This is a genomic window from Dyadobacter linearis (assembly GCF_907165045.1).
GTDB classification, from domain to species: domain Bacteria; phylum Bacteroidota; class Bacteroidia; order Cytophagales; family Spirosomataceae; genus Dyadobacter; species Dyadobacter linearis.
The window spans coordinates 34,283-47,447 of the sequence record NZ_CAJRAU010000007.1; the positions used below are offsets into that span (position 1 = coordinate 34,283).

14 protein-coding genes, 1 tRNA gene and 2 riboswitches are annotated in these 13,165 nt (G+C 47.0%); of the genes, 7 read left to right on the forward strand and 8 right to left on the reverse strand.

Going from position 1 to position 13,165, the window contains the following annotated elements:
* Positions 1-19: 19 nt before the first annotated feature.
* From KOD92_RS21230 to KOD92_RS21245, 4 genes are all read left to right on the forward strand, one after another.
* Positions 20-1,042: an energy transducer TonB gene (locus tag KOD92_RS21230; RefSeq protein ID WP_215235619.1), complete on the forward strand. Its 1,023-nt coding sequence runs from the start codon at positions 20-22 to the stop codon at positions 1,040-1,042.
* 140 nt (positions 1,043-1,182) lie between these two features.
* Positions 1,183-1,707: a 3'-5' exonuclease gene (locus tag KOD92_RS21235; RefSeq protein ID WP_215235620.1), complete on the forward strand. Its 525-nt coding sequence runs from the start codon at positions 1,183-1,185 to the stop codon at positions 1,705-1,707.
* A 72-nt stretch (positions 1,708-1,779) separates the two neighbouring features.
* The gene (locus KOD92_RS21240; RefSeq protein WP_215235621.1) at positions 1,780-1,956 is read left to right on the forward strand and encodes a hypothetical protein; all 177 of its coding nucleotides are present in this window, start codon (positions 1,780-1,782) and stop codon (positions 1,954-1,956) included.
* A gap of 102 nt (positions 1,957-2,058) precedes the next feature.
* Positions 2,059-2,132: transfer RNA gene (locus tag KOD92_RS21245), tRNA-Ala, on the forward strand.
* Positions 2,133-2,193: 61 nt separating this feature from the next.
* On the opposite strand, the gene KOD92_RS21250 is transcribed toward KOD92_RS21245, so the two are convergent.
* From KOD92_RS21250 to KOD92_RS21260, 3 genes are all read right to left on the reverse strand, one after another.
* On the reverse strand, positions 2,194-3,120 hold the full coding sequence (locus tag KOD92_RS21250; RefSeq protein WP_215235622.1) for a methylenetetrahydrofolate reductase: 927 nt from the start codon (positions 3,118-3,120) through the stop codon (positions 2,194-2,196).
* 104 nt (positions 3,121-3,224) lie between these two features.
* Entirely contained in the window at positions 3,225-3,740 is a 516-nt protein-coding gene (locus tag KOD92_RS21255; protein ID WP_255567398.1) for a response regulator, read from the reverse strand.
* Positions 3,737-4,111, reverse strand: a complete 375-nt coding sequence (locus KOD92_RS21260; RefSeq protein WP_215235624.1) for a response regulator — start codon at positions 4,109-4,111, stop codon at positions 3,737-3,739. The genes KOD92_RS21255 and KOD92_RS21260 overlap by 4 nt, the downstream gene beginning before the upstream one ends.
* A gap of 254 nt (positions 4,112-4,365) precedes the next feature.
* Here KOD92_RS21260 and KOD92_RS21265 point away from each other — a divergent pair, with 254 nt between their 5' ends.
* Positions 4,366-5,445, forward strand: a complete 1,080-nt coding sequence (locus KOD92_RS21265; protein ID WP_229254789.1) for a chemotaxis protein CheB — start codon at positions 4,366-4,368, stop codon at positions 5,443-5,445.
* A gap of 109 nt (positions 5,446-5,554) precedes the next feature.
* Here the strand turns inward: KOD92_RS21265 and KOD92_RS21270 are convergent, their stop codons facing one another.
* Positions 5,555-6,424, reverse strand: coding sequence for a manganese catalase family protein (locus tag KOD92_RS21270; RefSeq protein ID WP_215235625.1), 870 nt, complete (start codon positions 6,422-6,424; stop codon positions 5,555-5,557).
* Positions 6,425-6,492: 68 nt separating this feature from the next.
* Positions 6,493-7,128, reverse strand: coding sequence for a DedA family protein (locus KOD92_RS21275; protein WP_215235626.1), 636 nt, complete (start codon positions 7,126-7,128; stop codon positions 6,493-6,495).
* A gap of 129 nt (positions 7,129-7,257) precedes the next feature.
* On the opposite strand from KOD92_RS21275, the gene KOD92_RS21280 reads away from it, so the two are divergent.
* Together KOD92_RS21280 and KOD92_RS21285 are read left to right on the forward strand one after the other, a co-directional pair.
* Positions 7,258-7,848, forward strand: a complete 591-nt coding sequence (locus KOD92_RS21280) for a hypothetical protein (protein ID WP_215235627.1) — start codon at positions 7,258-7,260, stop codon at positions 7,846-7,848.
* Positions 7,848-8,534: a DUF2490 domain-containing protein gene (locus KOD92_RS21285; RefSeq protein WP_215235628.1), complete on the forward strand. Its 687-nt coding sequence runs from the start codon at positions 7,848-7,850 to the stop codon at positions 8,532-8,534. The genes KOD92_RS21280 and KOD92_RS21285 overlap by 1 nt, the downstream gene beginning before the upstream one ends.
* 122 nt (positions 8,535-8,656) lie before the next feature.
* Here the strand turns inward: KOD92_RS21285 and KOD92_RS21290 are convergent, their stop codons facing one another.
* The 3 genes from KOD92_RS21290 to KOD92_RS21300 all read right to left on the reverse strand — a co-directional run bounded on the left by KOD92_RS21290 (position 8,657) and on the right by KOD92_RS21300 (position 12,327).
* A complete protein-coding gene (locus KOD92_RS21290; protein WP_215235629.1) occupies positions 8,657-9,373 on the reverse strand; it encodes a hypothetical protein in 717 nt (238 codons plus the stop codon).
* A gap of 159 nt (positions 9,374-9,532) precedes the next feature.
* Positions 9,533-11,698 (reverse strand): TonB-dependent receptor plug domain-containing protein, encoded by a 2,166-nt coding sequence (locus KOD92_RS21295; protein ID WP_229254790.1) that lies wholly within the window; start codon positions 11,696-11,698, stop codon positions 9,533-9,535.
* A gap of 2 nt (positions 11,699-11,700) precedes the next feature.
* On the reverse strand, positions 11,701-12,327 hold the full coding sequence (locus tag KOD92_RS21300) for a cytochrome c biogenesis protein CcdA (protein ID WP_215235630.1): 627 nt from the start codon (positions 12,325-12,327) through the stop codon (positions 11,701-11,703).
* A gap of 127 nt (positions 12,328-12,454) precedes the next feature.
* A riboswitch (cobalamin riboswitch) is annotated at positions 12,455-12,713 on the reverse strand.
* A 67-nt stretch (positions 12,714-12,780) separates the two neighbouring features.
* Positions 12,781-13,035, forward strand: a riboswitch (cobalamin riboswitch).
* Positions 13,036-13,165: the final 130 nt, after the last annotated feature.

Here is a 13,165-nt window from a genome sequence, read left to right on the forward strand (position 1 = left end):
AATCTAAACAGATGGTTCTATGAAACGCCTTCACGAAGACCGGATCGATTTAATTAAATCATACCTGAAGTCAAGAAAATTAAGTCCGGAATTGCTCCCGGAGATACTTGATCATTTGGCTTGCGAGGCTGAGGAGCGGCTGTGGGACGGGAAACCGTTCGAGCAGATATATAGCAGCATTGTTGAAACCGCAGATAACGAGGTAGTTCTGAATCTGAATGCGGATCATAAGAATCTGTTAGCCATGGAAAAATCCCTCAATGACATTGTGTTCGAGGGGAGAAACAAATTGTACGGAGCGTATGATCTTCGGAAATCATACGGGCAGACTATTCAAAAATCCGTTTTAATGGGCGTCGCATTGTTTGGAATGATTGTATTTTTCCCAAACCTGTACGCCCGGCTTGTCCCTGATCCGAAGCCCGGTGATATTGCTTATATCGTTGAGGCGAGGCCGATTGATATCACAAGGGAGCTTCCGAAACCAGCGCCGGAAAAGCCAGAACCTGCGCCGGAAGCTAAAACGGTGCGCTCGCTGCCTCCGGTGGTCATGCAGGATGATGAGGTGGCAATGGAAAACCTGCCCCCTGTATTAAAAGAGCTGGAAAACGCTGCTCCGGCGGCGAAAACGCTGGAAGGAATCGAAGACCTTGAAATCATCGTGCCCCCGGCAGCGGAATTCGGCAATGCGAAAACAGCAGCCGCGGATGTGAAAACGAGAGAGGAAAGTATCTTTTTACACGTTGAGCAAGCGCCGGAGTATATGGGAGGGGTTCAGGCAATGGCGGCTTTTTTACAGAAGAATTTAAAATATCCCGTTGCTGCTGCGAGGGCCGGTATTCAGGGAAGAGTATTTGTGCAGTTTACTGTGGGATCTGATGGAAAAATTGAAGATGTAACTGCGTTGAAGGGAATTGGTTTTGGCTGTGACGAGGAAGCTGTGCGGGTGGTGAAAATGATGCAGAACTGGATGCCAGGCCGTCAGGCGGGAAATCCGGTGCGCGTAAAGTTTACATTACCGATCGCATTTCAGATCAACTGACACTGAATGTCATTACGTAAATTGCCTTCCGCTATTGGAAAATCCTCGCTTCGGTGAGGATTTTTTTGTTTTTTTGTTTTGTTAAACTCAAAAATACTTCAGAAAAGCGGTTGCGTAAAAAGGCAACTTGATAAAGATACATGTACGCAATCGTTGATATTGAAACTACCGGAGGAGGAGGCGCGGCGCGGATTACTGAGATTGCAGTTTTCAGGCACGACGGTCTTAAAACGGTCGATTTTTTTCATTCCCTTATCAATCCTGAGATTTACATCCCACCCTTTATTACGAAGCTGACCGGGATAGATAACGAAATGGTAAAGGATTCTCCAACATTCTACGAAGTTCAGGATGCAGTGCGGGCCGTGACCAAAGACGCTTATTTCGTCGCACATAATGTGCGTTTTGATTATGGATTTATAAAAAGGGAATTCGGGGCTTTTGACGAATACTTCCAGCGTGATCTGCTTTGTACCGTGCAGCTTAGCCGGAAGATATTTCCCGGCTTGAAATCGTATTCCCTGGGAAATCTTTGCCAGAGCCTGGAAATAGGTATTGAAAACCGCCACCGCGCACACGGCGACGCAGAGGCGACGGTGAGGTTATTTGAAAAACTCCTGGTCAATGATAGGCAGAAGCTGATCCCGATTGATTTTTACCAATAACAGCCTACTTGCTGGTTTGGAATGATTTTTTAAGTTATTACTTCAAAGTTTTCAACCTAAACAGTACTTTCCATGAAAGCCTACCTGAGTTACCTGATTGTTTTCCTCCTGACATTTTCCCTGACAAGCTGCGAAGTAGTAGGCGGCATTTTCAAGACCGGTATGTGGGCAGGTGTGATAGTTGTAGTAGCGGTCATTGCAGTTGTAATCTGGTTACTTTCCAGAGTATTTGGCGGTGGCCGGCGATAATATGTCAATCCAGCGACTGGCGATATAAAATTCCTGCCGGGCTTGTTTATCATGATTCTCCGTTTAATCTTTGCACTCGCTGAGCGCCTACTCAGATTGAACGGGGGATTAGCTCAGTTGGCTAGAGCGCTTGCATGGCATGCAAGAGGTCGTCGGTTCGAATCCGATATTCTCCACAAACTTATTTTAAGCTTAAAAACCTTCCACACCGGAAGGTTTTTTTGTGTTAGAACCGTGCTAGTATCTGACCAACTCTGTTTGCCAACTTTTTACACTGGTTAAAAGTTGTTCGGAAGCCTCGATTTCTAATTTTCTCGCAGAGACACTCTCAATATTAAAACCGAACGGGACATTCTTTTGCCGACAGAATTCCGCGATATCCCTTGCAATATCAAGACAGATATGAATGGATTTTTCCAGCATGTTTTCACTCTGGCTGAGCTCTTCGGAAAGATGATCGGGAACATTAATTCCGAGCCAATTCAGGAACTGAAGGGTTTTGCCCGAGCCACAAGGTGTTAATGTAAATATCATATATGGTACCTGCTGTCCCCTTGTTTCGCACTCGGCTGATAAATCAGTGACGAGTTTTCGCATATATTCCAGGTTATAGACGCACTGGGTTATGAAATAGGAGCAGCCTTCAGAGGCTTTTTTTAGCAATCGAATATGCTCTGCGTTATCGGATGAATGTCTTTCTGCAATTGCTACTCCTCCCAGCACTCCTCCGGTCCGAGCTTCATTCCAAAGGTTATACGCGTCTTTCAAATGCATAACAGCCTTTTCTTCCCGGGAGGGAAGGCCAACGAGGACAAGTGAATCGGCTGCGGATATTGACGACATGATATTCCGCATTTGCTCTGGATTACGCTTGCCTACTGAACAGTAAACAATCTTGGAGATTCCCGATATGTGAATGTACTGATCGGCAAATGTCCATGCATCCAATGTTGGTGTGAATGGGAATGGGCGTTGCTGCGAAGTCCGGGATGTTTCATCCTGCAAATCGTAAATGATAAGTCCATCGGCACCAAGCGCCATAACCCTGTCACTCTGCACTTTACCAATTTCACTGATTCTCTCTTCCGGACTTTCCAGTCTTGGAGGTGTAATGCCGTACAGGATAATTCCAGATTCCCGATTGGCTAATTTGGTTATAAACATTGCATAAAATTTAGTCATGCAATTTAACCCGGGAGGTCGGAAAAACCTTGGAAGTGCCTGTTAGGTTCGATTTTGAGGCTCTCTTGGCAGTGAGAAATGTGCGTCTAAATACGTCTGGAATCGTTCGAAACGGGGTAACGTATCGCCCTTTTCCAGACATAGGACAAGCTGTTTAAGTGCAGCGGCCACTGGCTGAGGTCAGTCGGTTTTACCATATAAGCGTTCGCATAACGTTGATAGCATGCATTAATATCTTTTTTGTCAGGCGAGTTGCTAAAAACGATTATCGGGGTTTCGGGAAGATTGTTGATGGAAATAAAGTAACGGATCGACTCGAGTAAAGTCAGCCCTTCTTTTCTGGTGGGTAGGTATAGATCCAGCAGGATCAGCTGCGGAGCGGGCCTCAGTTCCTTGTAACATTTGTCAAGAAATTCAAGCATGCTGCTCTTATTTCTAAGCCTGATCAGATTCAGGGTGGGCCTGCTATATTTAAATGCTTCGTTCATCAACGCCCAATGATCATCACTGTCTTCAATAATGATGATCGTTTCTGATTGATTGTTTGGAGCTACCGGAGGGAAGTGCGATATATTTAAATAGTTAAGGAAGCACAGATTCACTGCCTGAGCTGCCAGTTCGTATTCAGCAGGTGTAACCGGCTTTTTAATGAAAGCATTAACCCCAAGCCTGTACGCTTCGCCAACCAACTCCTGTCCGAAGAAGTGGACATCATGACGACCGGTATCATCCTATTGTCAAGGTCTTGTTTTAGCGATGAAAGCACGGCTAGTCCGTCTAACCCTGGCATATTCATGTCAAGCAATATCAACGAAGGCTTTTCGAGTTCTGCGCTGGATATTAGGTTCAAAAGCTCGAAACCGTTGCTGACTTCTCTGATCTCCAGGTAATCTATCAGGCCCAACAATGACTGTGAGATGAGCATTCGGTCATCTTCATCATCATCGACCAGAAAAACAATAGCCTTTTCCATATTTGAAGTTATTTGCTGTAATACCTCCTCTACACATGATGTATTCAGTCAGCTTGCCAAACCCAGACTTCAATATATGATAAGAAATGCCAGGGGGGCCTTTAAAATTATGCCAAACGTTTAATAAAGCCACATTTTCATCTGTATGCTGGCCCAGCAAGCAAACGCGCGAACGATAGTTTAACGGCCAGGCAGTCGCACGCCCAGCCTACCTGCAACCGCTTTGGAACGGTTTTAATAAAACCGTGCGCTTCATGCAAACACGGTTTAAGCCTGAAAAAAATATGACAAATCCTTATGTAATTGTGATAGGTTCTTCTGCAGGGGGCGTTGCTGCGCTGCAACAACTGGTAGCCGGCCTGCCTTCGGATTTTCAGGTACCGATTTTTATCGTCCAGCATGTTGCTGCTGATTCAAAGAGTCACCTGCCTGATATCTTGACCAGGACTGGGCCTTTACCTGCGCGGCATCCCAAAGATGGACAGCCCATATTGCCAGGCAACATTTACCTGGCCCCACCGAATCAGCACATGCTCATTGAAGACGGGCGTATCCTGGTCAAACATGGCCCAAAGGAAAACCGGTTTCGTCCGTCCATTGATGCCCTGTTCCGGTCTGCCGCTTACAGTTATGGAACCGGGGTGATCGGTGTCGTGCTGACAGGTATGCTCGACGACGGGACCTCAGGCATGTGGTCGGTGCAGCGAATGGGCGGGGTTACTATCGTGCAAGAGCCTGCCGACGCACTGTACGCCAGTATGCCTTCGAGCGTATTACAATATGTCAATGTTGATCATGTAGTACCGCTTGACCAGATCAGTGCATTGCTGGTTGAGCTAACAACAAAAGCAATGAGAACAGAACAATCTGCGAGTCAAGAGGAAAAAGAGCGGCTTAAATTGGAGACAGACATTGCTGCCCAGGATAATGGGTTTGAAAAAGGCGTTCTAAAGACCGGAGAGCCATCCCATTTCAGCTGCCCGGACTGCGGCGGGGCTATGGTTCAAATCAATGAAGGGAAAATTATGCGGTTCCGCTGCCATACGGGACACGGTTACTCGTCAGGGTCGCTTTTACATGAAATAAGGGAAACAATTGAAAAGAAATTATGGCAGTCTGTTCGGAGCCTGGATGAATCCATCATGCTGCTCAATCTGACTGCAAATAACCTCGCCCGGGAAGGGGATATGTCGGCAGCTACTGAGTTACAAGCGAAGGCACAATTGGCCACTAAAAGTGTAAATGGGCTGAGAGCTTATATCTATGAGCAGGTATTCGAGCAGGGCAGTGCTGACAATGCGCCAAGCGACAGAAATTCCCAGGACGCTGCGTAAGAGAAAACGGAGGCTGTGATAAGTTGCTTTCATAAATATGCTGCGTTGATAACAGAAATGAGGCGGCTAGTGAACCCAGCCGCCTCTGCGCTAAATGGACTGAAACAAACTAACCTGTGATAATGTCTTTCACTTTATCCAGAAAGTCTGCGTCAGGCTTTACACCTTGCTCAATTTGTCCATGAATCTCCTTGTCAGCTGGCGCCAGCATAGGTTCGCCTCCGGTAGGGACCGCTTTTTCCAATGTAAATATTCCTTTTCCGTCGATAGAAGTGCCTTCCGTCCACCGTCCGCTGGCCGTGGTGCCGTCCATGCTTGTGCTAATGAAGCTGTAAGCCACGTTTTCATTTTGCAAATTCGCCGGGAAACTGTTCGGAATGGGGTGGGTATCTGGTCCAAGCTCTTCCAGTACCGCCATCCATTGGTTCTGGTGCATGGTGTCACGTGCAATCAAAAACGAAAGCATATCCTTCATACCTGCGTCGTCGGTCATTTCATACAGACGTGTTGCAAGCACCCTTCCCGTCGCTTCGGCCATTACATTTGCGTGCATATCGGCTGCGATATTCCCGCTGCTTACGACCCAGGAACCATTGAATGGAACACCATTGGCATCCGACGCCATTGCGCCCAAGCCGGCAGACAGGATATGTCGCGGGTCGCGTCCGCCCATTACAGCTTCCACCATCGGGTTACTCATCGCCATTTCGTCTTTCAATGCACTGGACGAGCCTTCCAGGTTCAGGCATACAGCCGTGGCCAGCATTTCAATATGCGCAATTTCTTCGGTCCCTGTTTCCAGGAGCATGTCCCTGTACTTCTTGGGCCCCCGCGAATTCCATGCTTGAAATAGATACTGCAGGCATACACGCATTTCGCCTTCTATCCCTCCGATAGCTTGCTGAAGAAGTTTTGCAAATTGAGGGTTTGGTTTGTCAACCCTTACATTGTACTGAAGTTTTCCATCATGATAGAACATACAAGAAAAAATTTAGGTGAGAAATGGCGCGGGCTACATAAAAATTGTACCAGTGTCCCTCAGAGTGCTCATTTCTCTTTTTTTCTTTTAATTAAATTTATGACGAGCTGAACCGCATAGAGCAGGAGCAAGCCGATGATGATGAAATTGAATACCTTTCCCACCGTGTCAAAAGCTCCCTGGTATTTGTTCCCAAAATAAAAAGCGGCGAAAAAGACGAGCGACGACCAGATGAGCGTACCAGCAAAGGTGTAAATCAGGAACTTAACAGGTTTCATCGCTACCAATCCTGCGGGGATCGATATGAAAGTTCTGAAAGTTGGTACCATTCTTCCCCAGAAAACCGCCGCGGTGGCGTGCTTGTCGAAGAACCGGAGCGCTTTTTGGTAGGATTCTTCCGAAAGTCCGACCCACATACCCTTTTTGCTGATCCACTTTTCCAAACGATCATGGCCAACTTTATTTCCGACCCAATACCAGAAACCTGCACCCGCCAATGAGCCGATAGTCGCGGAAAGGACTGCGAGAAACGGGTTTAATTCATCCTGAGCTGCGGTAATGCCGCTGATTGACAGTATGATTTCTGACGGCAGCGGAGGGAAAACGTTTTCCAGAAGCATCAGGAGAAAGATTGCTAAGTAACCTGCTTGGTTAATAAACTCTTCGATCAGGGAGGTCATATTTGGGAGCGATACAAATTTCAAAATGGTGCCTGATTTAAAAATGGTGCCACTTGCATTTTCGACTATGTATAATTTTATTCATCAAATTGAGAACTATTGCTGCCCGCCTGGCCTTGCATAGTTACGTATCCATATAACAAGTATGTTCTGGTGATAATTAACAAATCATATATAAGCCTGGTTACTGCGCTGCTGGCGTGGCTGCTGTGGACACCCTGTATAGGGCAAAAAAAGTATGAACGTGAGTTCAGCATTAAGTCGGACGCAGTTCCGCAAGCAGCAGCCGATTTCGTTTCTTCTGTGTTCAAGAAATCAAAAATCCACTGGTACGGGGAAGAAAGTCTTACTGGGAAATCGATAGAGGCGAAGCTGAAATATGCGGGCAGGCGGTATAGTATCGAATTCGATGAATCGGGGAATATTCAGGATGTTGAAATATTGTCGGGTATCAATGAAATGCAGCCTGATAGTCGGGAGAAATTGAAGGAGAACCTGAATAAGGAATTTTCGCATTATAAAATCGTGAAAACCCAGCTTCATTGGAAGGGACCGGTGGAAGCATTGAAAGAATCGGTGATTCAAAACATCGCTGCAAAGGGTGTGATGACCAGATATGAGCTGGTATTAAAGGGCTCCAAAGATAAAACAGAAACTTATTATGAAGTACTGGCTGAGGAAAACGGAATAATTGTAAGTGTCCACGAGATCGTTCAACGCAACACTGATAATCTGATTTTTTGATGTACAGATCTGGTATTCCCTCTATTTTGCTTCTGCTTATATTACCGGTAGCCGTATTTGGTCAGGCCAATTTCCGCACCGGTACGATTCCTCAATTGAATGTGAATATAAAAATTGCAGAGAGCTGGAAGCTGAACACAAAACTGGAAGCCCGACAAATATTTTTCGAAAAGGAGCCCGGATCAGCCACCAGCCGCCAATTACGATACGAAAGGACCGATTTGAGCACGGTACTCACCAGGAAGGTCTCGGCCGACAACACTGTCGGGGCGGGCTATCTGGTCAGGCGGGAAGGCAGCGAATTTACTCACCGCCTTATTCAGCAGTTCAGTAATGTCAAAAACTTCGAAGTAATAAGCCTAGCGCACCGGATCGTGACCGATGAAACGTTCAGTCCGGCCGAACCGGTGGAATTCCGGGCGCGGTACCGTTTGGGGATAGAAATGCCGCTGAACGGCCGGCAGATCGACCCCAGGGAATTTTATAGTAAAGTTAACAACGAGTATCTCGGGTTGTGGTCAGATGGCGAAGCGGACCTTGAAATCCGGGGCTTACTTGCTTTGGGATACAATGCCACCGACAGCAATAAAATAGAGCTGGGTTTTGAATACCGGGTGAATGAGTTCGATAATCCGGCAAAGGCCCAGCAGTTCTGGCTGACAATCGGATGGTTTGTTAGTATTTAAATTAAGCCCGAAGAAAATGCAGAAGGATGTAGGCGAGAAGAAATTGATGAAGATAAGTCTATAAAATCAGTAAGCCCGGTCGTAGTTCGGCCGGGCTTACTGGTTATGCGTCTTTTCTGATTTTAGTCATTTGTGGTACCTGCACCACTTCCGGTATTGCTACCTTGTTTGTTCTTCCGTTTTTTCGATTTTTTAGAATCATCCGTGGTTCCTGTTCCTCTGGAATCCTGGCCCACAGTACTCTGACTGCCAGAAGTTCCCGATGTTCCTGCGCCAGAGGTACCGGTAGTGCTACCTGTCCCTGAGCTGCCGGTGGAGGTTCCTGATTGGCTCTGACCGCCAGTAGTTGATGAACCTGTACTGCCCGATGTTCCGGTTGTACCCGAAGTTCCGGTAGTTCCTGTTCCCGAGCTGCTAGTGGAGCTACCCGACTGGCTCTGACCGCCGGTAGTTGATGTACCTGTACTGCCCGATGTTCCGGTTCCGGTAGCGCCAGAAGTTCCTGTAGCTCCGGTTCCCTGTACCTGGCTGCCGCCGGTTTGTCCGGTTCCCGAAGTGCTGCTGGAACTTCCTGTCTGGCCCTGACTACCCGTAGTACCTGATGTTCCGGTAGTACCTGATGTGCCGGTGTTACCTGATCCCTGGACCTGGCTGCCGCTGGACTGTCCGGTTGTTCCGCTGGTAGATGAACCGCTCTTGTTTTTGTCTGTACCTTGCGTCGAACTTCCGCCTTGATTTGTTGTCTGGTTCTGCTGAGAACTTGTTCCGGTCGATTGTGCGTAAGATGTGCCCGCTGCAAGTAACAGGAACATTGAAACACTTAGGATTACCTTTTTCATTTTCTTTTAGTTTTTGATGTGACGAATACGCTTCAAACTTGAAGCGGCAACGCATTTATAAAAACTGTTCCCGCAAAATCTGTGGATAAAAATCTCATCGCAGATTTATCTTTCTCGCATTCATCCTATTGTAGAAAACCTGAGACCAGGTATCTGCTTCTAAAAAGAAAAATTATAACGCATCGAAAACGCTCTGCCCGGCAGGTTATAACCGCGTTTTTCGTAGTAATTCTCATCCGTCAGATTGGCGATTTTCAGGCCTAGTGAATGATGTGCATTGACTTTGAATGATGCCGCAAAATCCATCACGGCATAGCTTGGATATTCAATTTCCGGGTTGATCGGGTCGGTGTAGTCAATGTCTTTGCGCTGGCCGACCGATCTTCCGGAAAGGCGCAATTGCAGCCATTTCCGATTGTCATACTGAACGCCGTAGTTGAATGTATTTTTAGCCACATTCTGAATGTCACGTTCCACCGCAGAAGCGTCTGTTCCAACGATCAGTTCCTTCGCTTTTAGCAAGGATGAGCCCGTAACAAATGCTTTGAATGAATAGCGATAATCCTGAAACACACCAAAATCAAAAGAAACTTCCGTCTCAATTCCCTGGATCGCCGCGTCCGCCGCATTCACAAATGTTGCTCTCGAAACAATGACCTCGCCATCGCCCTGCGGCTCATTAACCACATTAATAATCTTAGCGATTCGGTTGTTAACCTTCGTTGAAAAGTAAGTAAGCCCTGCTGCGAGCCCGGAACCTGGCTTGCTATATTGAAATCCAAAGTCCCAGCTCAAACTGCTTTCATTTTTCAAATCCGGATTCCCAGCCGTGACCGCGATCCTTCCTTTGGCATCTTTAACCTCATTATAACCCGCCACCGAGTAAGCGTCCGTAGTGACGAATGCTCTGCCCGTTGCCACTTTCAGCCGAAGATCTGAGGTAAGCGCATAGGTGATTCCCAGGCTCGGGCTAACGAATGGCGTCGTTTTTTTGCCAGCCTGATAAGTGGGCAAAAGCGCTGTTTCCTTTACATTGAATGTAATGTTGTCATAGCGCACACCCGGTTGCAGCGTCCATTTTTTATAGTTCAAAAGCGCTTGTGCGTAAAAAGCCGACGAAGTGATTGAATAGGCAGGCTGCGTCGGCGCCCGCTCGGTCGTGTCATTGCTCCATCTTCGGCTGCTCGTTTGGGCGTTCAGATAGTCATACCCCAGCATGATCGTGTGCTTCCCGATCTTCCAGGAGTCCTTAATTTGTGCCCCAGTCCACTGGTTTTCTCCTTCGGCCGAGCGGAAAGGCGTTACCGGTTTTCCCGCAACATTCAGCGTGAAGTTTTTTGTATTTTCCTGTGCATGAAAGACTTTTACGCTTGGCTCATGATTTCCGATTATGCCTGAAACAGCCACGTCAACCGCATTTCTGTCATTATTTTTTTTACTCGCCTCCGCACTTCCGGATGATATTTCGCCGGGAGATTCCACGTTTCTCGCAACAAAATTTTCTCCGCTTACATCCACCCGCCAGTTTTTGCTCAATTGATAGCCCAGCCGCGCCCGGCCCGTGTAATAATGCAGGTTTGTAAATGGCCTGCGCTGTCCGTCCATAACCGTTTCATCCACCTGCTCGACCGGAATATCCGTGTAATTTTTCTGTGCATTTTCAAACCCAAACAGATCCCGGAGCAGATTATTCTTTCCTATTTTATAATCCTTCGCACGCTTAAAATATGCGAACGAAACATCATAGTCGAGCTTTTTGGTCAGGTTACCGCCTGCATTAAGCCCGGCCTGCATGGTCGTAAAACTGCCATATTCTACAAATGCATTTCCCTTGGTTGGGCCTTGTGATTTGGTGCGGATAATGTTGATCACCCCGCCCATTGCCTGCGAACCATACAAAGAAGATGCAGGCCCTTTCAGCACTTCAATGTGCTCGATGCCATTCAAATTGATCTGCGATAAATTAGTAACACCCGCCGGACGGCCATCGATCAGCAGCAATGTCCGCTGATTTAATCCTGAAAATTGCGGCCGGAATCCGCGGATCCCGATGCCGGAAGACAAGTTTGGATATTGAATCACGTCAACGGCCGCCAGCTTGCGCACAATGTCGGTAATGTCAGCGGCCGGGGTGAGTTTTAAGTCTTCACTGGAAATGATCGTAAGCTGCTGCGCGAGATTTTCCTTCCGCGTTTCAAAGCGTGTTGCCGTGACAACGATGGGATTCAGCAAATTGGTTTTGCTTGAATCTGCAACTGGATTCTGTGCTTTTGCACAAAGCGAAATCGTCAGCAATGCTGCGATCTGGTAAGTAAATGTTTTCAATATTAAAATGAATTGGAGAGCGTGATTGCTCCGATGACAATAGAAAAAGCGCCTACGAGATAATTGACGATCCTGAAAAACTGCTCACGTTTGGAGACATACCGGCTGATTGATAAAGCAAAAAAATAGCCATAAGCGGACATGGAAAGAATGATTCCCAAACTTTGAATGATGATGATCCAGACAGCAGTCCGCGCATCACTCGCCGCCAGGGTAAGCGCCACCGCACAAGCCCCGCCCGTGCCAGCGAGCCCATGCACCATGCCCACCCAAAAAGAGCGGCTAACCCGCTGCGGCGGATTCCTGTAAATTCGTGCGTCCCGCGGCAAGAAATTTCGCCTGATCGCCACAATCCCCAGCCAGATCATCAAAGGCCCGACGAGCATTTCGACTTTTCCGGAGACTTCAAGCGAAAGCTGAGATTTAAGCAGCAGCACCAAAACCGCAAACAAAATGAGGCTCAAAGAATGCCCCAGCGCCCAATGCATCGACCGCCAGATCAGCTTCCAGCGCCGCGCCGGACCCTGCTTTTCGTCGATGGCCAGCACAGAAACGGCCGCCATATGATCGGGTTCAAAAGAATGCTGGATGCCTAAAAGAAGGGAATCGACAAGTAAGTAATTGACCATAACAATCGAATAAGGTTTCGCCCAAAAGGCACTGAACTTATCCGGATTGGAAACAGGAGCATACAAGAGGAGGGGCAAAGACGCACACGCCCTGCCAACATCCTATCGCCTTTCTTCCCGAAAGCAAAACGGATATTCTCAACTGGCAGGTCTTCTGGCTCGTTCAACTTCTAACGCCTTCCCAGGTCAATTTTGAATTTTGAATGAGTGAATGACTGAATGTTTTTATTCATTCATTCTATCATTCTATCATTCAAAATTGCACCCCAGTGGCATTATGTCAGAAGCTTGTAAATTGAACTTACAGCAGCGGGAACTGCTCCGGAATTACACCGGATTCCCTTTTAATTCCGCCAAAGGCGGACACCAAATGAAGCGGCAAAGCTAGATCTTTTTAATCTACTTTGTTAACATTTACCATATCTTTGGCCCAATAACGAGTTCTTTACATTCTTTTTTCCAACAGAAACAGGTTTTACAAACCAGTAAATTAATAGGGAATCGTGTGAGAATCACGAGCTGTCGCGCAACTGTAAGTAACGCAAACAACTGCCGTTCATAAGCGTCCACTGGAATAATAAATGAATGAATGACTGAATGATTGAATGATTGAATATTCAGTCATTCAGTCATTCAATCATTCAAAATTCTGGGAAGGACGAACGTCAGGTTACAAGCCAGGAGACCTGCCTTTTTCAAAGTTGACGATGCTTTCGCGAGATGAAGCAAGTCGGTCCGGATATCTGTTTTTCGTGGTTTTAACAACCCGGAACTGCAACAGGCGTGCTCCTGCACGACATGCTGGCTTCCTCTTCTGATCGCATCGTGAAAATGATGC